At 41.7% G+C, this 22,917-nt stretch carries 17 protein-coding genes; 13 read left to right on the top strand and 4 right to left on the bottom strand.

What is annotated here, in order from left to right; all coding sequences use genetic code 11:
- Positions 1-16 precede the first annotated feature (16 nt).
- Entirely contained in the window at positions 17-1,582 is a 1,566-nt protein-coding gene (locus FNH22_RS05425; protein WP_143397329.1) for a hypothetical protein, read from the top strand.
- Positions 1,583-1,584: 2 nt separating this feature from the next.
- Here the strand turns inward: FNH22_RS05425 and FNH22_RS05430 are convergent, their stop codons facing one another.
- Genes FNH22_RS05430 through FNH22_RS05440 form a run of 3 tightly spaced genes read right to left on the bottom strand, consistent with a single transcriptional unit; the run spans position 1,585 to position 4,691 of the window.
- Positions 1,585-2,643, bottom strand: a complete 1,059-nt coding sequence (locus FNH22_RS05430; protein ID WP_143397330.1) for a DUF748 domain-containing protein — start codon at positions 2,641-2,643, stop codon at positions 1,585-1,587.
- Between the two features lie 2 nt (positions 2,644-2,645).
- The gene (locus tag FNH22_RS05435; RefSeq protein WP_143397331.1) at positions 2,646-3,575 is read right to left on the bottom strand and encodes a YihY/virulence factor BrkB family protein; all 930 of its coding nucleotides are present in this window, start codon (positions 3,573-3,575) and stop codon (positions 2,646-2,648) included.
- 36 nt (positions 3,576-3,611) lie between these two features.
- Positions 3,612-4,691 (bottom strand): AI-2E family transporter, encoded by a 1,080-nt coding sequence (locus tag FNH22_RS05440; protein WP_143397332.1) that lies wholly within the window; start codon positions 4,689-4,691, stop codon positions 3,612-3,614.
- Between the two features lie 219 nt (positions 4,692-4,910).
- Here FNH22_RS05440 and FNH22_RS05445 point away from each other — a divergent pair, with 219 nt between their 5' ends.
- The 9 genes from FNH22_RS05445 to FNH22_RS05485 all read left to right on the top strand — a co-directional run bounded on the left by FNH22_RS05445 (position 4,911) and on the right by FNH22_RS05485 (position 16,817).
- On the top strand, positions 4,911-9,809 hold the full coding sequence (locus FNH22_RS05445) for a translocation/assembly module TamB (RefSeq protein WP_185154082.1): 4,899 nt from the start codon (positions 4,911-4,913) through the stop codon (positions 9,807-9,809).
- Positions 9,799-12,078: a BamA/TamA family outer membrane protein gene (locus FNH22_RS05450; RefSeq protein WP_185154083.1), complete on the top strand. Its 2,280-nt coding sequence runs from the start codon at positions 9,799-9,801 to the stop codon at positions 12,076-12,078. Before FNH22_RS05445 ends, FNH22_RS05450 begins: the two co-directional genes overlap by 11 nt.
- 141 nt (positions 12,079-12,219) lie before the next feature.
- Positions 12,220-12,888, top strand: a complete 669-nt coding sequence (locus FNH22_RS05455) for an OmpA family protein (RefSeq protein ID WP_143397335.1) — start codon at positions 12,220-12,222, stop codon at positions 12,886-12,888.
- Positions 12,889-12,906: 18 nt separating this feature from the next.
- Positions 12,907-13,119 carry a DUF2945 domain-containing protein gene (locus FNH22_RS05460; protein ID WP_143397336.1) on the top strand — a complete coding sequence of 71 codons (213 nt, stop codon included), beginning with the start codon at positions 12,907-12,909 and terminating at the stop codon, positions 13,117-13,119.
- Between the two features lie 20 nt (positions 13,120-13,139).
- Positions 13,140-13,421, top strand: coding sequence for a DUF4235 domain-containing protein (locus FNH22_RS05465; RefSeq protein ID WP_143397337.1), 282 nt, complete (start codon positions 13,140-13,142; stop codon positions 13,419-13,421).
- Positions 13,414-13,851, top strand: a complete 438-nt coding sequence (locus FNH22_RS05470) for a hypothetical protein (RefSeq protein ID WP_143397338.1) — start codon at positions 13,414-13,416, stop codon at positions 13,849-13,851. Before FNH22_RS05465 ends, FNH22_RS05470 begins: the two co-directional genes overlap by 8 nt.
- A gap of 12 nt (positions 13,852-13,863) precedes the next feature.
- Positions 13,864-14,571 carry a flavodoxin family protein gene (locus FNH22_RS05475; RefSeq protein ID WP_143397339.1) on the top strand — a complete coding sequence of 236 codons (708 nt, stop codon included), beginning with the start codon at positions 13,864-13,866 and terminating at the stop codon, positions 14,569-14,571.
- A 73-nt stretch (positions 14,572-14,644) separates the two neighbouring features.
- A complete protein-coding gene (locus FNH22_RS05480) occupies positions 14,645-16,384 on the top strand; it encodes a thiamine pyrophosphate-dependent enzyme (protein WP_143397340.1) in 1,740 nt (579 codons plus the stop codon).
- Positions 16,385-16,424: 40 nt separating this feature from the next.
- A complete protein-coding gene (locus tag FNH22_RS05485) occupies positions 16,425-16,817 on the top strand; it encodes a DUF4112 domain-containing protein (RefSeq protein ID WP_143397341.1) in 393 nt (130 codons plus the stop codon).
- Between the two features lie 144 nt (positions 16,818-16,961).
- Here the strand turns inward: FNH22_RS05485 and FNH22_RS05490 are convergent, their stop codons facing one another.
- Positions 16,962-21,050 carry a hypothetical protein gene (locus FNH22_RS05490; protein WP_143397342.1) on the bottom strand — a complete coding sequence of 1,363 codons (4,089 nt, stop codon included), beginning with the start codon at positions 21,048-21,050 and terminating at the stop codon, positions 16,962-16,964.
- 310 nt (positions 21,051-21,360) lie between these two features.
- Here FNH22_RS05490 and FNH22_RS05495 point away from each other — a divergent pair, with 310 nt between their 5' ends.
- From FNH22_RS05495 to FNH22_RS05505, 3 genes are read left to right on the top strand one after another with little or no spacing between them, the layout of a single operon-like run.
- Positions 21,361-21,516 carry a YqaE/Pmp3 family membrane protein gene (locus FNH22_RS05495; protein WP_143397343.1) on the top strand — a complete coding sequence of 52 codons (156 nt, stop codon included), beginning with the start codon at positions 21,361-21,363 and terminating at the stop codon, positions 21,514-21,516.
- A 4-nt stretch (positions 21,517-21,520) separates the two neighbouring features.
- Positions 21,521-22,312, top strand: a complete 792-nt coding sequence (locus FNH22_RS05500) for a DUF1206 domain-containing protein (protein ID WP_255517994.1) — start codon at positions 21,521-21,523, stop codon at positions 22,310-22,312.
- Between the two features lie 7 nt (positions 22,313-22,319).
- Complete coding sequence (locus FNH22_RS05505) at positions 22,320-22,907, top strand: hypothetical protein (protein ID WP_221420218.1); 588 nt, start codon at positions 22,320-22,322, stop codon at positions 22,905-22,907.
- Positions 22,908-22,917: the final 10 nt, after the last annotated feature.

Below are 22,917 nucleotides of genomic sequence, written 5' to 3' on the forward strand. Positions count from 1 at the left end.
TTGGGTAGGTATCATTATGAAATCGAAATTTAATATAGCCATTACATTGATAATAAGTCTTGTTTTAATAGGTCTTATTGCCTCTCTAAAGGCAGAATCGTTTTTAAAAGGTTATTTGTCTTCTCATATTCAAAAGCTGAGCCAGGATCATTATGAGTTGACCATCGACAAGCTTGACATCTCCCTGGTCCCATTAGGATTTAAAGCACATAATCTGATCCTTAGCTCAACAGACAGCACGTACCTATCATTAGACAGTGGCCTGCATGTAATGCCCACTATTGCATTTGGGGCGCTACATTTAAACAGGTTAAATTTATACGATATTTTATTCAGGAAAAAACTTACTGCTTCTGTACATGTAGCTCAAGCCCATTTCAATTTAGTAACTAGAAATCATGCTGAAAAAACCGTTTCGCTTCAAAAAAAAGACAATGATACACAGTTCCTCTTCCGCGTACTAACCATTGAAGATGCTGAAGTGGAATATCGTGATACTTCAGCCTTACTATCCGCAAAATTCGATCTGGATATCACGGATATTTCATCAAAGTATATCAACAGATCACTCAGAAGATCCCTGGCTCTTAAAGCCCGGCAGGTGGTCTATCACACCGGTAACGAGCTTTACAAAATCACTTGTGATACGATGACAGTGGATGCATACAAACGCACCATTGCGTTGAACCATTTCAGTCTGAAAAATAAGGCTGATAAATATGAGTTGGGTCAATTACTAGGACATGAGGCCGACTGGTATGACCTGAAAGTCGACAAAATAAGTATCACGAATGACAAGCCTTTTTTTCAAAAAGACTCCTTGCAAATTGACAGCCTCACCATTAAAGGATTATCAGCCAATATATTCAGAGATAAAAGACTGCAGTTCCCTTCAATACCAAACAAAGCGCTTCCGCATGAATTGATTGAAAATATTTCGATGCCTTTGATGGTGAACTCCGTTTTGATGTCGGAGAGTGATATTACCTATGAAGAACATGTCAAAGGTTCCCCTAAAGCAGGTAGCGTCAGCTTTAGTGATCTGTCTGTTAAAGGAGAAGGTATTACCAATTTTTACCCGGACTCCACTATTACATTAAATGCCTCCGCACTGCTAATGGGCAAAGGTTTGCTGGAGCTCCGTGTCAATATTCCCCAGGCCGGCGCCGGTCTGCCTTACGTTTTGTCCGGTTATATCCATGAACAACAAATGACTGCCCTGAACCCTATGCTGAATTACGTGGCTAAAGTAACATTGATTTCCGGCCAGCTTAAAACATCGAGGTTCAACTTTACCCATGATGCACATACCTCCTCAGGAGAAATGCACCTGTTATACGATAATTTAAAAATGAAATTCATCAACCCTGCAGGTAGTTCGACTTTGGGGAAGCTGGATGAATCCATCAAAACATTTGTTGCCAATACATTGATCATCAAAAAATCCAACCTCGATGATAAGGACATGCGGGTCGGGATCATTGAATACGAAAGGGACCCGAAAAAATCTCTTTTCAACTTTTGGTGGAAATCATTATTAAGCGGTATCAAATCAAGTACCGGAATAAAAGAAGCACAATAACTTTATTCTTTTTCTTCCAAACTAAAATTTAATGTGTCATCCGTTTTTTTATCGAAAGCCTGGATGAAAGCATTGGAAAAGATATTCCAAAGGGCAGGAAAAACCTTTGTTTTAGGGTCTGTCAAATCGCCTTTAAAAGGCACTTTAGTAGCGAACTGATCGTTTTTCTGATTCTCAAAGATTTCCAATATTAATCCCGCTACTGACTCCCAGATTAATTGCAAAGGTTCGTCTTTATCTTCTTTCCATTTTACTATTTTCAGATTACGGATAAGTGGTTTTACATACCCCGTTAACTGACTACTGTCTATAACGATCTCACTGTACAAATTAAACATACCCCTTTCCGCATCTAACTTACCATAAACCTGCAGGAAATCATTTAGAGCAGTAAGGTCAACCTGCTCAAATTTAACGTCAATGTCCATATCCGGCACTTTTTTTAATAGGTTCATTCGACCTTCGGCTGTAAGTTTTCCACTGCCAATAGAAGTAGCAGAAACTGTTAATTGAGAGGGTAAAGTTTCCTGATCAGCACTGGCATTGGTTAGGTTAGTCGCTTGCAACGCTAAGTTATTAAGGTACAAATCGACTTTCGGCCTGCTTTGAAAATTTTTGAAGAAAATTTCCCCATTATCAATTCCTAATCTGTTGATCTGTACCGGAATAAGCTCCTTGAGTGGTTTAGTCCAATCCACATCTTCTCCGTATTGAGATTGCGTCGTATCTTCTGCTTCAACAAAATTCAGTTGGGGATGGATCATGTCGATTTCTCCTACAATAGCACCATCAAATAATGCACTCCACTGGAGGGACAGATCGATTCTATCCGCAGCAAAAAAAGGGACCTGAACTGAACTGTCAGCTTTGATAATGTATAAACTATCAATGGAGTAAGCTCCTTTATATAAATGAAGATCAACATCCGTTATTGCACCGTTGTATTCGGGAAGGTCTTTAAGAACCTGGTTCACATATCTAATAATACCATACGGCAAATAGATCCGGATGGCAATCAAAAGCAGTATCACCCCAAGTATAATTTTATATGGTTTTTTCATTGTTATTCTATCTTAGTAACAGACTCATGTCCTTTTTCAATCTCCTGCACTTTTACAGCTACCGCACCGTCGTTTGGACGGATGCTTCTACCTTTCAACTGGTTATAAGTAAAGGTGAATTGAGCGCCATACAGCACTATAAGTACCGAATAATATACCCACGCCAATAAAGCTACCAACGAACCTGCCGCACCATAAGCATCTCCGAGATTGCTGGTGCTTAAATAGTAGCCGATCAGGTATTTTCCGGTTATAAATAAGGCAGTGGTGACAATAGCCCCTGTCCAAACATGCTTCCACCTCACTTCTGCATCCGGCAGCACTTTAAAGATCAATGCAAACACCAATGTGATCAAAACAAGTGAAATTCCTACGTTTATAATCCATACCAGGTAGTAGGATGACCCGGCCAGTATGCCGGACATCGCTTCTTTTAAAATAGCGATCATCGTGTCCGCCATGAGGGAAACCAATAACAAAAAACCAATGGAGGCCACCATGGCCAGTGAAAGCAATCGGTTGGTCACAAATTTTAGGATCTCTTTATCGGGCTTGGGTTTTATATTCCAAATGGTATTAACACTTTGCTGTAACGAAGCAAAAACGGTAGTAGCGCTGACCAGGAGTGTAACCACCCCTACCATTTTCATTACAAACGACTCTGCTGAGAAAAATGCTTTATTCATGAGCGTCTCGATCTGAGTAGCGCTGTTACTCCCCATCAGAAGCGTTACCTGGTTAAGTAACTCTGTTCTGACCGCCTCCCGCTCATAAAAACTCCCGGCTACCATTACTGCGATAATTGCAATGCCGGGCATTGAAAAAATAGTATAATATGCAATTGCTGCGCTATGCCTGAAGGGGTTGTTTTCAAAAAAAGCCTCAAATGACTTCCTGATAAGCTGCCAAACTTGTTTTATTGATAATTCCATACACGTTACCTCTTTCTACAGTTGCTTTTACATGACCTAATTCTTCGACTTACCCTGTGTCAGGCCATCCTGTTCATACAGGCTATTGCCCAGCAACATACTGACCGGTTTTAAGTCATCAAAATAGCCACAGATCACTTTGAGGATGGCCGTCATGGGCAGAAAAAGTATCATGCCTGCCACACCCCATAAGTAGCCACCTACAATCAGTGAAATAATAGCTGCCAATGCATTTATGTTCAGGTTGCCCCCCACTATTTTGGGGCTTAGATAATTACTTTCAATCAACTGTATGAACCAGAAAGCCAGCATTACTCCCAGCGGGATCCAATATGAACTATGTGTCATTAATGCATAAAGTACGGGTATAAGAGCCCCCAGTGTAGTTCCCACATAAGGTATAATAGCCAGCAATGCGGCCAAAAAGCCGAAAAAGAAGGCATGATCAATACCGAAAACAAGTAAAATAAGACTGTTAGCGGTGCCTAAAATACCGATCATTATGCTCATACCGACTAAATAATGTTGCCCCACCTTTTGGATCTCTCCCAGCATTTTAGCTGTTTTCTCCTGGTTTGGAAGACTCGCAGCACTGACAGCAACGTTTTTCAAACCACTCCGGTAAATTAATAGTAGAAAAGTATAGACCGTCACAGCCAGCACGCCGGATAGCAAGGCGGCAGTCCTGTTGAATGTGTTGGTCATGATATCCCCACCGGATTCTTCCACCCACTCCTGTGTACTATCTATGATGTCTGTGCTGTTTATATCAGGCACCAACGCTACCCTGTTATTAATAAAGTTGACAACACTCTCAAACAAGGTAACGAGCTTATGTTCAAAATCCGTAAACTCGCTCATCAGGGATATAATCTGAGTTGAGAATAAATAAAAGACCCCAAGAGTCAGCCCTATTATGGTTATCAAAGTAGCAAGAGCTGCCACTACACGGGACAGCCCCCACCTTTCCAGCCTGGAACAGATCGGGTATAAAATAAATGACGATAACAGCGCCATCGTCATGGTTATTAGTATAGGCTTACCCAGGTAGATCAGCGCCAACAAAGCCGCTACGCAGGCGAAGATATAAAAGGTTTTACGGAAGTGAATTTGCATGTGGTTATAAATAAAACTAAGAGCTGTAAGGAAAAAATCGATCCAAATCGAAAGTATTCTCAATTTGAGTATTCAGAGCATTTTCCATCAGGCAAGCCTGAGATTGTGGGGAATATTTTCTACACTTTTTATTATACAACTGTTGCTTTCCATTGTTGCTATGCTTGTTAGCTGGTTTTTTCCTCTGGCACAATGTTTATCTTTAAACCCATAATGAAAATGAGTCCGCGAGCCAGAGCTATTCTCAAATCCACTTTGAAAGTTTTCGCATGGGCCCTCGGAATTCCGCTGGCCTTGTTGGTCGTGGCTATCATTTTAATTCGGGTACCATTCATCCAGGATAAGATCATTGATCAAACCGAACATTACCTTGAGAATACACTCGATGCAGAGGTGAACATAGGTGGTGTATTTCTCAACTTTCCCAAAACGATTGAAATCTCTGACTTCTACCTGGAAGATCAAAAGGAAGACACTTTACTCTACTTCCGGTCTCTCCAGGTTGACGCGGATATGTGGGCCCTGACTGACAATACTGTAGAAATAAACGATTTAAAACTTATTGGAGCCATCGGTCGTGTACATCGTAAGGTAAACCGGTCAGATTTCAATTATCAGTTTATTATAGATGCTTTTGCACCTGCCGACACAACAATCCAGGAACGTTCCGATGCAAAACCCTGGACATTCAACCTGGAAGCCATCCAGGTAGGTCCTTTTGACTTCAGAATGGATGACGCGCAGAATACCTCTTCACTTTACGCTTACTGGAGTGACCTTCAACTGGATTTCAATGCATTTGACCTCGACCAATCCCGTATGGACATCAAAAGAATTGACCTGTCTTCTGCTAATATAGGTTATAAGATGCAGACGGTGCCGTCTGGTCAGTCCCGGCAGGCTGGTACGTCAGAAGGATTTGATCTGAAAGTTGGGGAGGTCCGCATTAATGATTCCGATGTCCATTTCACAGACCTTCACCAGAACGTTAATGCTTCCATACATGAGTTGGCCATCCTGGTGGAAGAGATGAATTTATCAGAATCGTTGATCGCACTTGAACAACTGGATCTGATCGAATCGAAAGTCAGCTATCAATCATTCCAAGGTGCTGATTCCACCAAGGAAAAAACTTCCGATACTCAAAACCCCTGGGAGTTATCTTTAAGAGAATTGAATTTCATAAAGAATGATGTCCGTATCGATTTAGATTCCAGCAAAACCAATTCGACTTATTTCGATCCAAACCATCTTCACGTTCAGCAGCTTACTGCTGACATTCACAACACATCTTACTCACAGAATGAAATCCATAGCGAAATAGCAAAGCTTTCTTTTATTACTGATGAACAATCTATGAAGCTGGAAGGTATGTTTCATATGGACAGCACACAATTGTCCGTGGCGAATGCTGCCATACACATGAATCAAACCAGCATACTGTCTGATTTTCAAGCCAAATACTCTTCTCAAAGTGATCTGGCAAATGCCTCTACCGAGCTTGACCTGCATCTAGGCTCTTCTGTCATTTACACAGAAGACCTGTCTTATTTCCTGGCCGATCCGGAGGCGATGGTATTTCCCGACAAACTAATGCTGGAAGCCCGCATAGATGGCCGGCTGGATGCTTTGAACATTAAAACATTGGCTGCCACTACCTCTGCCACAACGTTAGATCTTTCCGGTCACCTGTATGATCTCTTAAACCCGGACAGCCTGACCTATTCTCTGGAATCTTTCGAACTCAATACTACCCAGCAGGACATTCTCAACCATTTACCTGACTCCCTATTGCCACTACCCATACGACTGCCTAAAGACCTGAGGGTGGTTGCAAAAGGTAATGGGTCTTTAAATCACTTTAATGGCAACTTAGACTTATCCTCAGGTTATGGCCATCTAAGCTTACGGGCAGATACACTGGCCATACATAATAACATTCCGGTATATGCCATCTCGTTAAACTCCGGACATTTCGATGTCGGCAATCTTTTTCACCGGGACGACCTATTGGACAGCCTGGGATTAGACCTGGAGCTGAAAGGCAAAGGAATTGATCCAAAGACCATGGATATAACAGCTAAAGGAGTAATTACCAATATTTTGTTTAATCAACACACTTATGATAGCCTTCTCATTGACGCTACCTGGATGCGCTCAATACTTAATGGTACGTTGGCTATCTCAGACAATCACCTGGATCTCATTTTAAAAGGTGAGGTGGAAACGGGGACAGACTATTACCGCAATAACATTCAGCTAAACCTGGAAAAGGCAGACCTGGAAGCCATGAACTTTTCAAAAATGCCATTAACCATAAAAAGCAAATTTAAGGCTGATTTTGAAACAAAGGATTTCAGGCGGTTCAACGGTGATCTCGCTTTAAGGAAATTTCAGGCGGATAATGATATTGACATCTATAGAGTAGATTCCTTACTCGTAGCCAGTATTGACCAGGAAGGCAGCACGGAAATCAGTATAAATTCTGATATTATGGAGGGTGAATTTAAAGGGAACATCGATCTATTCACTGTGAGCACCGCTGTGATGCAACATATAAACCAATACTATGACCTCACAGAAATACCCAATGAAAATGTCCCGGAAACCAACTTCCAATTTGATTTTGACCTGAAAAATACGGATCTCATAACCGAGATTATCTTCCCGGACCTCAAAGAATTTAATCCCGGTCATTTCAAAGCGGTGTTTAACAGCACACAAGACCAACTGGATGTCAGCCTTACTATCCATCACCTTCTTTACAAAAACATAGGCATCGACAGTTTCTCGCTTACCAGCACATCACTAAATAAAACACTTCAGTCCAATTTTGATATAGAACGCATTTCATCATCTAATGCAGAGCTCAATAAGTTATCGCTTAATACCACCATGTCAAATAATACATTAGCCACGGCCCTGATCATACGCGATTCTCTTGAACACCGAAAGTATCTGATCCGAGGTTTGTTTGAAAGTATTGATAGCACCTATTCGTTCGTATTGAATAACGATTCTTTGATATTGGCTTATGACCGATGGCAGGTAGAACAAGAAAGGCCTTTTATAGTAAATGATCATGAGCATAGTGAAAGGACCTCGCTGCGATTATCGCATAAGGAACAGAGTATTACAATCGCCACCCGGGCTCCGGACTCATTATTGGTCATAGGTTTTGATCATTTTCAACTGGCGACATTGGGCAAAGCCCTCCAAAAAGATAAAGATCTCATTAATGGTCAACTCGACGGTGACATAAGGCTATTATTCGCCAACCAGGGGCCGGGCATACTAGCAGATATTACTATTGAGAAACTGGTGGTTTTGGATAAGAAGTGGGGTGATTTCAAACTCACCACTGAAAAACACAAAGAAAATCGTTATCAGGCTGACCTGAAGTTACTTTCCGCTAAGAATGATATTACGCTCCAGGCTAAATACGAGCTATCGGACCTGGATAATCTGAGCGCTGAGTTAGTCATTAATAAGTTTCAGCTGGCCACTTTATCACCTATTGTTAAAAGTGACGTAAAGAATTTATCCGGTAACCTCTCCGGTACCATTTCTTTATCCGGAGGTTTTGATCAACCTGCTATTAACGGCTCGGTTGAACTCACGAAGGTCAGCTTTAACCCTACGGTATTGAACAACACCCTTATGATTGACAATGAGGTCATTTCATTTAATGACTCGAAGATCCGTTTTGATCGTTTCAGGCTGATGGACCAACTTAATAATTCAGCCGTTATCAATGGTAATGTGGAAATGGTCGATCCGGCATTCTATCGCCTGGACCTGAAGATAAGTACGAATGACTTCTTAATCCTAAACACCACCCGAAAGGACAACAGTCTATTCTATGGCACTGTAAAAACAGATGGTGAGGCCATTATCACCGGCTCCAGCGCCCGCCCCAATGTCCGTCTTAATATGAAATTAACGGATGATAGTGAATTGACTTATTTAGTACCGGAAACACAATACACCTCGTTGAATAGCGAAAATGTAGTGCAATTCATTAATACGTCCGATGAAGAGATCGATCAACCAAAAGATATTCTCAGGGACAGCCTCAATTTCCAGGGCATGAACCTGACTACCACGCTTGAGATCGACAAGTCGGCCACTTTCAACATCATCATCGATCCGATCACCGAAGATCGGCTCACGGTGCAAGGTGCGGCTACTTTAAATCTGGCCATTGACCGCCAGGGTGACATTGAACTAAGTGGTAGATATACCGTTAAAAAAGGCGCTTATAATTTCAGCTTCTATAAACTATTAAAAAGAGAGTTCTCCATAGAGAAAGGGAGTTCCATTACGTGGTCAGGCGATCCTTATGAAGCACGCCTGGACATACGTGCCTACAACCGTGTGGAAGCCCCTCCAATTGATCTTATGATCAACCAGATCAGCAATGCTACAAATACAGACCTTGATCGTTATAAACAGCGTCTGCCCTTCCTGGTGTACCTGGACATTGAAGGTGAATTGATGAAGCCACAGATCCGTTTTGAGCTGGACATGCCACAGGACAAACGCAATGCCTTCGGAGGAAGCATCTACTCACGAATAACAGACTTAAATTCAAGAGAATCTGATCTTAATAAACAAGTGTTTGCGCTCCTCTTGCTACAGCGCTTTATTTCCGAAGATCCGCTGAAAAGTGAAGGTGGCTATGACATAGAGGATAAAGCAAGACGTAGCGTGAGTCGTATCCTGTCCGATCAGCTGAATCGCCTGACAGACAATATTAACGGCATTAACCTGAACCTGGACTTACAATCGTACCAGGATTATTCTCAAGGTACGGCGCAAAGTACCACACAACTCGAATTAGGAGTATCCAAAACCTTGTTCAACGACCAACTGGAAGTCAAGGTGTCGGGAAATGTCAACCTGGAGGGTGAACAACAACAAAACTTTTCGGATTATGTCGGCGACCTGGCTTTGGAGTACAAACTTACTGATGATGGCAGATTACGGATCACCGGCTTCAGAAGAAGTGATTTTGACGTCTTAAGCGGAGAAATTATAGAAACCGGTGCGGGAATTATCTATGTACGTGACTATAACACATTCAAGGAGCTATTTAAAAGTAGTGATGAGGAATAACCACCGATATATACTGTCCTTCTTTTTACTCGCTCTAATGTGCGGTTGTACAGGTACAAAGTTCTTAGCCGAAGGAGAACGTTTCTATTCAGGGGCCGAACTGGTGTTCATCCAAGACAGCGTCAAAGTAAATAATAAACCGCTTGCCAGGGACCTACAGGTCTTGATCCAACCTGCTCCCAATACAAAGATCCTGGGTTCACGACCGGCCGTGTGGTTTCATAACATTGCAGGTGAGCCCAAGAAAGAAAAAGGCTTTAAATACTGGGTGAAATACAAACTGGGCAAAGCGCCGGTATTGGCATCGGAAATTAAGGAGACATCAACGGCCGCAAGACTGACGAACTACCTTCATAATCATGGCTATTTCAGGGCTTCTGTCACCAGTGGGCTCAAATCAAGAACACATTCTACTAAAGCGATCTATACGATTCGTACAGGAGTCCCTTATACCCTTCGGAATCTCATCTATGAGGAAACTGATAGTATATATCTACCACACCAGCAATCTGTGATGAAAGAAAGTCTGCTGCAAGAAGGTGATCGCTATGAACTTGAAAAGCTGCAAGCCGAGCAAAGCCGTATCGAGAATTACCTGGAAGATCACGGCTTCTATTATTTTGATGATAATTATTTGTTATATAAGGCAGACAGCAGCGTTGGCGATCATCAGGTGGACCTCACATTAACACTGGCTGAAGACACACCGGAAAGAGCAAAAAAAATATTTACACTCAGTGATGTCATTATCCGACCGGATTATTCGGTTTCCAATGATACGATCAAACAAGTGGATAGTACTGAGGTCCATTATGGGTATACGTTCATTAATAATGACGACTACATTCGGCCTGATATTCTTACTGAAACCGTTGTTTTTAAACCCGGAGACAACTACTCACAGCAAGCCGAGTCAAGAACACGGGAGCGGCTGATGGCCCTGGGTACGTATAAATTCGTCAATATGAAATTTGACCGGTCTGATTCTTCGTCTCTCAATTCCTCGATCTATTTAACGCCATTACCAAAAAAATCGCTGCGACTGGAAGTACAGGCATTATCCAAGTCAAACAACTTCCTGGGTCCTGCCTTGTCATTAGCGTTTCAGAACAGGAATACCTTCAGAGGCGCAGAATTATTTGAGCTAAAGCTAAATACTTCTTATGAAGTTCAGGTTGGTGGTCAAAATAACCCTCCTCTAAATGCATACGAAATTAACCTGGAGGGCAACCTGACCATACCCCGGTTGATCACACCATTTTCTTTTAATTATCGGAGTCTTCGTTTTATTCCCAGTACCAGGATCAGCCTGGGCACCCGCTTGCAACGAAGGATAAACGTCTTTCAGATCAACTCATTTGAAGCAAAATACGGTTTCCTGTGGCAAGAGACCTACACCAAACGTCATGAGCTTTATCCTGTCAATTTATCTTTTGTTCAATTAAGTCAGACGTCCGGAGAGTTTGACCGGCGCCTGGAGACCGACCTTAACCTGGCCAGAAGCCTGGAAGATCAGTTTATCATAGGCGCACTGTATGAATATACATTCAATTCGAAAAATGCTAAAGACGCTGATGACAGGCGTCACCACTTTTTTTTCAATGGATTACTCGATATCTCAGGAAACCTTCTTAACCTGACTGAACGTGTCGTCAATCGGGAAAGATCCGGGCAGGATGATGGCGTATCATACTCACAATACACCAAAGTGCAATTGGATTTTCGCTATTTCCAAAAGCTGGGGAGTAAAAAAACACTTGCCACCCGGTTAATTCTTGGGGCTGCTCGTGCCTATGGAAATTCCCGTGAAGTCCCTTTTATAAAACAATTCTCTGCCGGGGGCTCTAACAGTATAAGAGCATTTCGGGCAAGATCACTCGGCCCCGGAACGTCCAATACCGACAACGACGAATCTTCCATCGTACTGGATGAAACCGGGGATTTGAAAATTGAAGCTAACCTGGAATACCGTTCGCCCCTGATAGGTGTTTTGGAAGGTGCATTATTTTTAGACGCAGGTAATATATGGCTTTGGGACAGTCGTACGGAAAAACCCGGGGCATCGTTTGACAGTAAGTTTATGCAGGATATGGCTGTTGGGGCCGGGGCCGGCTTACGTTTCAATTTCAGTTTTTTTATACTACGTTTTGACCTCGCTTTTCCCATAAGGCAGCCTGGCAAATGGGTATTGGACGAGGTAAATCCGTTGGAAAAAAATTGGCGAAAAGACAACCTGCTTTTGAATATTGCCATAGGCTACCCTTTCTAATTGTAGAAGTATTTACACACAACGAGGTCGTTAGTCGCCTGTTATTGATGAATACGGGTCCCTGTATCTTTCTTTACCTCCATTTTGTCGAATGGCATCTCATTTGTCTTTTATCATTTAGAATTTAATAATGATAAAAAAATGAAATCTACATTATATAAAAAATTACTACTCTGCTCACTCGTTGCATTCTCATTAATAGGATGTAATGCTACTAAAACACAAAAAGGTGCCGCCGTCGGTAGTGGTGGCGGCGCTGTCATTGGCGGGTTGATCGGCAAAGCAGCGGGAAATACCGCCGCAGGCGCCATTATAGGGGCAGCTGTTGGGGGTACGGCCGGAGCATTGATCGGAAGAAAAATGGATAAACAGGCCGAAGAGCTTAGGCGTGACCTGGAAGGAGCTGAAATTGAAAGAATTGGTGAAGGGATAAAAATCACCTTTGACTCAGGGCTTATGTTTGGTTTGGATTCTTATGATCTAACCAGCACCACCAGGCAAAACCTGAATGAGCTCTCCACCATACTTCAAAAATATGAGGATACGGAAATTCTTATAGAAGGTCATACAGACGCTACCGGTTCTGACAAATACAATCAGCGTCTATCAAAACGACGTGCACAAGCGGTAAAAACACATCTGACCAGCCATAATGTTGCCACAGAACGAATGACTGTGATCGGCTATGGAGAAGACCAGCCTGTTGCTGACAATGGAAGCGACTATGGAAGGCAAAAAAACCGACGTGTAGAGTTAGCCATCTATGCAAATGATAAGATGAAAAAAGCGGCTGAAAAAGGTGATCTATAAGCTTTAAACAGGAAACATATGATTAGAAAAGGTTCTAAAGTAACGTGGTCATGGGGTACAGGAACAGCAGAAGGAAAAGTACAGGAAACCTATACTAAAACTGTCCTCAAAACCATCAACGGTAATAAGGTAACACGCAACGGAGAGCCCGGTAACAAAGCTCTTTTTATACGACAGGAAGACGGCTCGGAAGTACTTAAGCTAGCGTCAGAAGTAAAACCGGCCAATTGATCTAACATAAGAAATCACACATGGATACATCAGATAAAAAACTTTTATTATACGGCATCGGCAGCATATTGGTAGGAACAGTCATCCGTGCGGCAGCCCGCCAACTATGGCAATCTACCAAAGGAACACCACCCCCTGAAGATCCTGGTGACCCGGAGGTGGATACTACTCAGGCAATGGCCTGGACCGTAGGTTTGGCTGTGGTAAGCGGAGTAGCTAAACTACTGTACAGGTCGGCTTTCTCAGATCAACTGAGTGATTTAAAAGAACAATCGCCCCTAAATGATGAGGAAAATGTCTAAGCCATTAAAACTATTTCTGGTGACTGCATTGGGTATTGTATCCATTGCTGCTATTCTGGGATTTACCCCTGAAGTATCTGCAAATACCACACTAAAAAAGGACAAATATACCCCTGGTTATTTCCAATTGAAAGATACGATCCTTCAGGTCATTGAAGTACATGCGCACGATGTACAGATGTATGATGATCTGATTATGGCATTTGATAGAGGTAAAGGATATGCACATACCGACAAATGCTATGCGCTGCGCCAGGGACTATACCGGCAAAAAGAAGACTTAAAACAAACACTCGCCATTTTCCATAATACCTCTTTGACTACATGGTCTGCTGACAGTACAACAATTTTGAAACGATTGACGCATCATAAAAAGCAACTTACAGACGCCAAAAATAGTATGGCTGATATGAGCATCACTAATGACTAATTTCTTGAATTTATGACACCAAAATTTCACGCACTTAAGGCATTATACATCAACTGCACACTCAAAAAAAGTCCTGACACGAGCAATACGAAAGGCCTCATGGATGTTTCTATGAATATTATGAAAGAGGAAGGAGTATCCACTGAGTACCTGCGTTTTGCAGATCATGATATCGCTACAGGCATACAACCGGACATGACTGAACACGGATGGGATAAAGATGAATGGCCTGCCATCTATAAAAAAATCATTGAAGCTGACATACTTATAATAGGTACGCCTATCTGGCTGGGTGAACGTTCGTCAGAATGCACAAAATTGATAGAACGAATGTATGCCATGAGTGGAGAGCAAAATGATAAGGGACAGTATATTTATTACGGAAAGGTTGGCAGTTGTGTAATAACCGGGAATGAAGATGGTGTAAAGCACTGTGCTCAGGGCATATTATACGCTATGCAACACCTGGGTTACACTATTCCGCCCCAGGCAGATTGCGGGTGGGTCGGTGAAGTAGGTCCGGGTCCAAGTTATCTGGACGAAGAGGCGAATGCCAGGGAAAATGAATTCACTAATCGTAACACTACTTTCATGACCTACAATTTGCTGCATTTAGCTAATTTACTGAAGGCCCAGGGTGGTTATCCTGAATATGGAAATTCGAGGAAGGACTGGGATAACGGTAAACGTTGGGCATTTGAAAACCCTGAGTACAGATAAGGATTATCTCATCTAAAACTCCATGCAAATAATAATTAATCCTCTTTTCTTTTTAAACCTAAATGCATAACATATGAATGTTTCCGAACAATTATTAGATATACTTATTACGGAAGGGGTACAACAAATTTTTGGAGTAGCCGGAGACGCCTTGAACCCTTTGGTATCGGCCATTGGTAAGCGTGAAGAAATTGAATGGGTACGTATGAAACATGAGGGTAATGCGGCCTACGCTGCCTATGCACAGGGAGAATTAAACGGTAATTTAGGCGTATGTGCCAGTACTGTTGGGCCAGGGGCGTTGCATTTGATCAATGGATTGTATAATGCTAAGAAAGAAAGGTCACCTGTACTGGCTATTACCGGTCAGATACCTGTAGAGCACATTGGAACAAGTTATCACCAGGAAGCTGATTTACAAAAGATCTATGACGACGTTTGCGAATACCAGGCAATTGTACGTTCACCGGAAGAAGCTCCCAGAGTTATGCTTCGGGCTTTACGTATTGCGATCAATGAAAAATGTGTATGCCGTATAGAGCTTCCGGCTGACATCGCACAGATGCCCGCAGCCAATGAAGCTTTCGTTCATAAAGTTTTTCGTTCGGACTCCACTATCCTACCCTCACTTTCCGGGCTGAAAGAGGCTGCCTCTCTCATTAATAGTGCAAAAACCATAGGCATTTTGGCCGGGGCTGGTTGTAGGAATGCAAGAGAAGAAGTATTGGAATTGTCGAAATTATTGAAAGCGCCCATTACCCATTCCTTGCGTGCAGCAGATATTTTCGATCATGATACCCTCAATGTTGTCGGATTATCCGGTCTCATCGGAAATCCGTCGGGTTATAAAGGAATAATGAAATCGCACCTTCTGATCCTGTTAGGGACAGATTTCCCCTATACTGACTTTTTACCGGATGACACTAAAACCATTCAGATAGACATCAGGCCGGAAAATATAGGCAATCGAACGCCTGTTACGTTAGGACTTCATGGAGATATTAAAACGACTGTAAATGAACTTATAGCTTTGTGTGACGTCAAAGAAGACGCTTTGTTTCTGAACGACCTTCAGGAGGAGTTTGACCAATGGAAAGCCACCAGAAAAGAAAAAGCTGATCCAAAACGTGACCTTCAACCACTTCATCCGCAAATTTTCACGAGTTTATTGAGTGATATTGCCAGTGAAGATGCCATTTTTGTCATTGATACGGGAACAGCAGCTATCTGGAGTTCCAATCATATGTCATTCAGAAATGACCGCAGGATACTTGGCTCCTTTAACCTTGGTTCTATGGCTGTAGGGTTACCCGCTGCTATCGGCGCTCAGATGCAGTATCCCGGACGCGAAGTTTGGGCCATTGTGGGTGACGGCTCTTTTAATATGACCTTGAATGATTACATGACAGCGGTTGAATATAAGCTGCCTATAAAAGTGATTGTATTGAATAACAGCCAGCTGGGTTTTGTGAAAATTGAAATGGAAGAAGCCGGTTTGGCGCCAAACCTGGATGCCCTCCATGTTGAAAACCTGAATTTCGCAGAATTTTCAGCTATGATTGGTGGTGGCGGTGCACGTGTGGATGAAAGCAAGGACATAGCTACTTCACTTGAAATAGCCAAACAGTCAAAACTACCCTTTGTCATCAATGCCATCGTAAATGACGGAGAACTCTCTCTACCCCCAAAAATAGGTATGGAAGAAGTGATAGGGTTCGGATCTTCCAAAGTCAAAGAGCTTGTGAAAGCTATGGGAGGAGACAGAAAGCAATGGCAAAACCTGAAAAGAGAGATAGAAGCTTACTTCGACTGAGAAAATCTATCATGTATATATCGTTATACTCCATCAGATAATGGCACCGTCCGGACAAGCCAGGCATACTCCCTTCTTATCCATAAGGGCCGTGGAAGCGCTTTCACGATTATTAGACACCAAATTTAAGTTTCCGGGAACTGACTTCAGGTTTGGATTGGACCCGATCATCAGCCTGGTTCCTGTAATCGGTGATGTGATTTCCTATGCCATTTCAGGACTATTAATAGTTACTATGTATCGGCATGGCGCCAGCGGTAAAGTGGTAAGACGTATGGTATTCAATGCCACCCTGGACGCGGTCATAGGTTCCATACCACTCATCGGAACTATTTTTGATTTTTACTTTAAGGCCAATCAAAGGAATGTACAGCTTTTGAAAGAACATTATGCCAGAGAAAATGCCAAAAAAACTATTCCTGCCATCAGTTAAAGCCGGATCATACATGCAATGATCAGTTACTAATCGAAGAGTTATTGGCAAACAGTGCATGGTAGGTAAATGATAGTTGCCGGCCTTACCAGGCCGAGGATACAGGAGTTTGTAGCCATATATTTTTAATTCCGATCGAACCCCTTAACCAGGATCACGAATCGACAAAGAAGTTTCCATCAATTTACGTATCTCTTTTTTATGGCTTTTAAATCCAATGCTACTGGATACCCCACTCGTGAATAATTTCGATAAATAGTTAAAAATGGACTTACCTTTATTTCGCTCGTAATATATATCTCCCTTTCTAAGTCTTATAATAGCGAGATTACGTCTTTTTACTAAAAAGGTATTGGCCACAAAAGAGGCCACAGATTCTTCAAACTTTTTTGTATCAGCGGTCTTCTTATCTACCAGCGCCACTTTGAAGTTATTGTATTGAAAATACATAGACCCAAACCCCTTGTCATCATCTGCAAACGCTGTAAACACTAAACTTTTGCATTTACCGCTTTTTATCTGAAGAAAAGCACCATCTTCTGTGAATGGGTTGAATAAAGTCATCTCATGGGGAAACACCTTACCGGAAAATTCAAATTTATTCAGTTCACTATTCAGGTGAAATTTAAAATCCGCGATCACCGGCGCCCTACCCATAACCTGGGTTTCGATATGCATCTTCATAACAGGTCTTTCCATAATACGATCGCTTACATTGGTAACATTCTTCACCGTAGCATTCATTTTTTCAAAACTGATCACCCCGGGAGACGCTCCTTCTTCAGGAACTTCAGCATAGGTAATAGCTGCATTATTAACCCTTACGGAATCAATGATTACGTCCATATCTAATTCTTTTAATAATGCCGCAGGAAGGTTTTTTCTTTCGGGAATGGGATCCACGCCGTTTTTATCACGATAGACGTACACTTCAGGATCGTTTACACTCACATATGAGGCGATAAAAGCACGTTCTCTCAAAAACCGACGATAGTTGAGTCCCTCTATGTTAATCGATGGGATGGTGGTTTCTATCCAATCTGTTTCAAATCCAACATTCTCAATGTACTGCTCTTGTCCATAAAGTGGCTTGATCTTTATACCGGAAATATTCACTCCGTTGTTCCGGTTGGTCAGGTTCAACTCTCCTAATATAATTTCATTTAACCCATCACCGGTCGTAAATTTCAAATCATAGGTGCTTAAATTAATACCACTTGCTGGTATGTATGTCGTAGTTAAATTGGTGAGAGAGTCATAGTAAAAATCATCCAATACCATATCCACCGGCTGCAGGTTGAATCGTTGATTGGTTTTGGTAACTACATCCAGCAAGGCATCGTTTACACGAACTTTAGCCAATGAAATAGTAGGCAGAATGGATTTGGCGGTGGATTGGACTGGGTTGAACCTGGCTTCTATGGTAGGTTTGGTAATAAGCAATTCATCTGCTTCGATGAAGTTGTCCTCTAAGAAACGATTAAATGCTACTTTTGTCAATTGTAAACTATCCACTTTCAGATCAATGTCATGGGCACTTTTGTCGTGATACTCTACTGAGCTGGCTGAAATCCCTGAATTAAGTAACACATTGGAAGCGGTAAAAACTTGTTGTCCCTTTTCATGAAGAATCCGCTCTACACTACCTTCTATTTGTTGCGCATAAAGCAACCCGTTGGGATTCGAATCTGCGAAGGAATTATTTGAAGTAAAATGAATATTTCGTAGCTCAAGGTTGATCTCTTCCAGTCTTTGACGGGTGGTGTTCACATCACTATTATAAAATGCATTGACCAATTTCACTTTATCAAGAGTTATCTCCGGCATTTCTTCAGGCCAGAAATTTATCAACGTAACGGGAGATCTTTGAAAGGTTTTACCTGATTTGCTGTAAACCAAATCCTCCAGTGTAAGCACTCCAAAATATAGGCTGGTATCGGCTACCGAAAGATGACGCACATCAAAACCTGACAATTCAGCTAATGCCACACTTCCTTTATTTACTATACTATCTGCTGAATGACTTAGTTGAACCTGTTCCACTCGTAATACTTTTTGGTCCGAACTGGTCATCATTTTGTCAATACCCAGGGACAGTGGCCCTTTTGTAAATTGAAAATCACTCATGCCCAGTTCATAGTGATCGGTAAAGAGATTCCCGGAATGATGATTTACCCCGGTTACCTGTACGACGTCCAGGTTAACTTCGAATTTATTCTGTAACCCATCTGAAAAACGTAACAAGCCATCTGAGGCTTGCATAGTGTCAACCAGGATGACAGGTAATCGTGAAGTTCTGTCGCCGGCCTGTTTTTTACGGACATCAATCACGTAGTCCTTGAAACCTAGAAATTGTAAATGCAGACTGTCCCTGACCGGAATTAACCAATTCTCTGAATTTATCAAAACCAACTGCTTTACATTGAATTCAGCGTTGGTATTGCGAAAAGCGAACTCATCAGATTTAATCATTCTTGTGTCAGATGAAGCGCTGACATTTCTCATTGTGAGCTTTTCTTTCTTGTCTTTTGAAGTCACTGTGAGCTCAGGCAGGTAGGTTTGGTAATACAGCGCAGTATCCAGGAAATGCACTGACTTATTATCGAAAAAAAAGTTTAACAGGGTAGCATTTCCATCTACCACCTGCATATTTCTACCCTCATGATCAAGGATAACATTTGCCTTTTCTATTATCACCTGGTCAATTTGTATGGGTTGACTTCCTTTATCAAAAGTGTTTTGAGGGGCTTGATCTGTATTTGTTTTTTGTCCAACATGCCTGATGTAAACCTCAGGGTGTTTTAATATAAGCTTACTTAGCACAACTTTTTGATCTGTAAAATCAGCGTCATTAAGTCCGTTGATTTCCAAAGCAGGAATTGAGATGTCCAGTATATTTCCTTTCTGTATGTAGCCCACACCTGACGGCCGTATGGAAAGTGAGTCCATCTTCATGCGCTGGTCAGACGTGGCATAGTTTATTTGAGCAACTGTCATTAGATGCAAACTATCTGAAGTGGCACCAGCCACTTTTTTCAGGTTAAAAGAAGCTTGTTTATAACTAAAAGCCCCTGTTTTTTCACCTCCAAAAGATAAATCACTCAGCTCAGCATCAAGTTGTTGAATAAAGAATGGCATTTTATCATCATTTATGGGTAGGTCAAAATTCATATCGCCCTGTAAGACAGTAAAATGATTGATAAAAAGACTGTCTATGACAGACGTGCTTGTTTTACCTTTTTGGATGGCTGTAGTTCCAAGCTTACTTCCCGACTTCCACACTATTTCAGGGTTTTTAAGTTCGACAGTATCAATACTCAAGATATTTTCCAGATATATTTTCTCAAGATCAATTCCACTAAGTACTAATTGGTTGAAGTGAAAATGGGATAAATCCCGGATAGCTGCCTCACTTAACGGCTCACCTTCGATCAATGGCCTGATGAGCACATCTCTGAGTATCAATCGATTCTGCTTTAGTGAATACTCCAGCTCCTCCAGTGTGATTTTGGCAGAAGAGTCGGGCAAGACAAATGTCTGGTCCTTTAGCTGAACATAAAACCCATCGCTCTTTACATCTTCCAGGGCATCATCAGTTTGCCAACTAAATTCTGTCAACTTTAATGAAAGGTCCTCTAAATGCAGTTTTTCTTCCCGGAGATTACCGTCTTTCCGGTAAAAATGGATATCCGCATGTTGTATTTGCAATTCATCAATTTTTAATACATTGAGATGCCTGTTCAATTCATTGATCAGGTCACCTACTTCGGTAGCAGGTTTACCTATCCGGCGTTTCTTTCGGAAAGTTATTTGTATCTCGGGCTTGTTAAGAATAGCGCGTTGCACGTCCAGGATATCATCCATCCATAACAGCCATAAACTAGTTACATCCAGTTGCAATGAAGCAACATGGGTTCTAAACGTCTTGTTATCTTCTGTGTCGCGTTGTTCTTTCTTCGCAATAGCCAACTCAAACTCTTTGATAAAAATCTTATTTCTCCACACGTCAATGGATACACTATCAAAGTCAACGACATATCTCCCTTGAGACTGTTTGGTCACCAGGTTTTGTATAGAGGTAGCTACTACATGATTTGCATAAGCCTCGATCAACTTGCTATAGGAAATGACCGAGGCTAATATGACCGTTATGATCAATAAAAGGATGACAATGATCCGGGATAAACGTGTTCTTCGTTGATGCCTAAGTTTAAAGTAAAATCTGGACTTCATTATACCAACACCTTATTATACAATCATGCCAATCTGCACTTATCCAACATCAAAAACCCAATATGGCAGAAAGCAAACTAATATCACAACTACTACGCCCTTAAGGTTCATTCGATTGGCATTATTGGGTTTTTAGCGCTTTAATCATAGTAAGGAACAATGGCAAACTCCGATCGATCGGGTAATTGCAATACCCAAATCGGGTAACAAATTACACATTTTTGTACCTAACACCACTTCTGTCAAGCCGTTTCAGTGATTTTTCATCTATGCATGGTCTTTGGATAACACCAACTAAACAAAACAGACTATGACGATTTTAGAAATTATACTCGCTCTTCTTATCCCTCCTGTGGCAGTAGCTTTACGCAAAGGGCTGTCAGGGGCTTTTTTATTAAACCTGATACTTACTTTATTAGGTATAGTTCCCGGAATAATTCATGCATTTTATGTTCTAACCAAATAATATCGTGAGCGACGGGAAAAGAGGGAAATTTGCCAGATTCGGAATCGCTACAAAAGGTTTTGTGTATTGCCTGATAGGAGGCTTAACGGCAATGACAGCTGTGGGTTGGGGCGGTGAAAAAACCGGAAGTAGCGGAGCGTTGGATTACCTTGTCCAACAGCCCTTTGGGCAGGTAATTTTAATCGTGACTGTAGCCGGACTGGCAGGGTTTGTTTTCTGGAGATTTTACCAGGCCTTTTTTGACCCGGAAGGGCGGGGAACGGATATCAAGGGTGTCTTGGCCCGGGCAGGCTTTTTTATTAGTGGAGCTTTTTATGGCTTCCTTGCCTATACTGCACTTTCTTTGTTACTAAACGCTTCATCATCAAGTGGTGGGAGTAGTAGAGAGTCTTACATTGCTGATCTGCTAAGCAAGCCTTATGGTCAAATACTAGTAGCTGTTGTAGGTTTATTATTTATGGGCAAGGCGATTTACCAATTTTACATTGCCTATTCAGGTAAATTCAAAGAAAAGATAGAAGAAGCAGGATTAGGTAAACCTGCCAAAGGTATACTCCTTAAAGCCGGTATCATAGGTCACACATCTCGTGGCATTATTATCTCTATCGTGAGTTATCTGACTTTTAAAGCAGCTTTTACCTCCAACTCTGACAAAGCCGGTGGTACGGGTGACGCTCTAGATTTTTTACAAAATGAATTTGGAACGTTTGTATTAGCTATAGTAGCATTAGGATTAATGGCTTATGGTTTATTCATGTTCCTCAAAGCTAAATATTGTGAAATAAGTTTTAACTAAATAAATAATGATGAAAATTTCGAATTACCTTATATGTGCTTCAGCGGCTGTAATGCTTAGCTGTTCAATAGAAAAGAAAGACTCAGGAGAACTTCCGGAAATAGATCTGGCCATAGAAACTGAAGCCGGAGAACTTCCGGAGTATGACGTTGATTGGGCTGATGTAAACGTTGGCACGCGGACTAAAACCATTAAGGTACCTAAAGTTGTGATTGTTATGGAAGAGGAAGAAGTAGAAGTACCTTTTCTTGACATAGACATGCCTGGCACCAAAGCAGATGTGGAAGAAAGAACCATAAAAGTAGAGGCTGAAGTATCACAATATATGCACAAAATTGATATTCAAAAGGTTTATGCAACGGGTAACAGGCTTATTGTAATCTCTGAAATCACAAAAGGTAAAGATACACTCAAGGACAACCGGGTTCGAATTTCGGACCAAATCGTCCTTAACGCTCCCGATGATCTCACAGTCAAACATTATATTATCGGGGACAAGCCAGAGGGCGGATTCAACAATGACTACAAGTACTTCAAAAATGAGTCCGACCTTTCAGGAAAAGTAGAAAATGCTAAATTAATTTATCAAGGCTAAGTTTTGGTTT

It is taken from the genome of Fulvivirga sp. M361 (assembly GCF_007097395.1).
In the GTDB taxonomy this organism is placed as follows: Bacteria; Bacteroidota; Bacteroidia; order Cytophagales; family Cyclobacteriaceae; genus Fulvivirga.

Bases quoted from the DNA above. Each gene is read 5' to 3' on its own strand.
- FNH22_RS05425 (WP_143397329.1), top strand. From the start codon at position 17: ATGAAATCGAAATTTAATATAGCCATTACATTGATAATAAGTCTTGTT.
- FNH22_RS05430 (WP_143397330.1), bottom strand. From the start codon at position 2,643: ATGAAAAAACCATATAAAATTATACTTGGGGTGATACTGCTTTTGATT.
- FNH22_RS05435 (WP_143397331.1), bottom strand. From the start codon at position 3,575: ATGGAATTATCAATAAAACAAGTTTGGCAGCTTATCAGGAAGTCATTT.
- FNH22_RS05440 (WP_143397332.1), bottom strand. From the start codon at position 4,691: ATGCAAATTCACTTCCGTAAAACCTTTTATATCTTCGCCTGCGTAGCG.
- FNH22_RS05445 (WP_185154082.1), top strand. From the start codon at position 4,911: ATGAGTCCGCGAGCCAGAGCTATTCTCAAATCCACTTTGAAAGTTTTC.
- FNH22_RS05450 (WP_185154083.1), top strand. From the start codon at position 9,799: ATGAGGAATAACCACCGATATATACTGTCCTTCTTTTTACTCGCTCTA.
- FNH22_RS05455 (WP_143397335.1), top strand. From the start codon at position 12,220: ATGAAATCTACATTATATAAAAAATTACTACTCTGCTCACTCGTTGCA.
- FNH22_RS05460 (WP_143397336.1), top strand. From the start codon at position 12,907: ATGATTAGAAAAGGTTCTAAAGTAACGTGGTCATGGGGTACAGGAACA.
- FNH22_RS05465 (WP_143397337.1), top strand. From the start codon at position 13,140: ATGGATACATCAGATAAAAAACTTTTATTATACGGCATCGGCAGCATA.
- FNH22_RS05470 (WP_143397338.1), top strand. From the start codon at position 13,414: ATGTCTAAGCCATTAAAACTATTTCTGGTGACTGCATTGGGTATTGTA.
- FNH22_RS05475 (WP_143397339.1), top strand. From the start codon at position 13,864: ATGACACCAAAATTTCACGCACTTAAGGCATTATACATCAACTGCACA.
- FNH22_RS05480 (WP_143397340.1), top strand. From the start codon at position 14,645: ATGAATGTTTCCGAACAATTATTAGATATACTTATTACGGAAGGGGTA.
- FNH22_RS05485 (WP_143397341.1), top strand. From the start codon at position 16,425: ATGGCACCGTCCGGACAAGCCAGGCATACTCCCTTCTTATCCATAAGG.
- FNH22_RS05490 (WP_143397342.1), bottom strand. From the start codon at position 21,050: ATGAAGTCCAGATTTTACTTTAAACTTAGGCATCAACGAAGAACACGT.
- FNH22_RS05495 (WP_143397343.1), top strand. From the start codon at position 21,361: ATGACGATTTTAGAAATTATACTCGCTCTTCTTATCCCTCCTGTGGCA.
- FNH22_RS05505 (WP_221420218.1), top strand. From the start codon at position 22,320: ATGATGAAAATTTCGAATTACCTTATATGTGCTTCAGCGGCTGTAATG.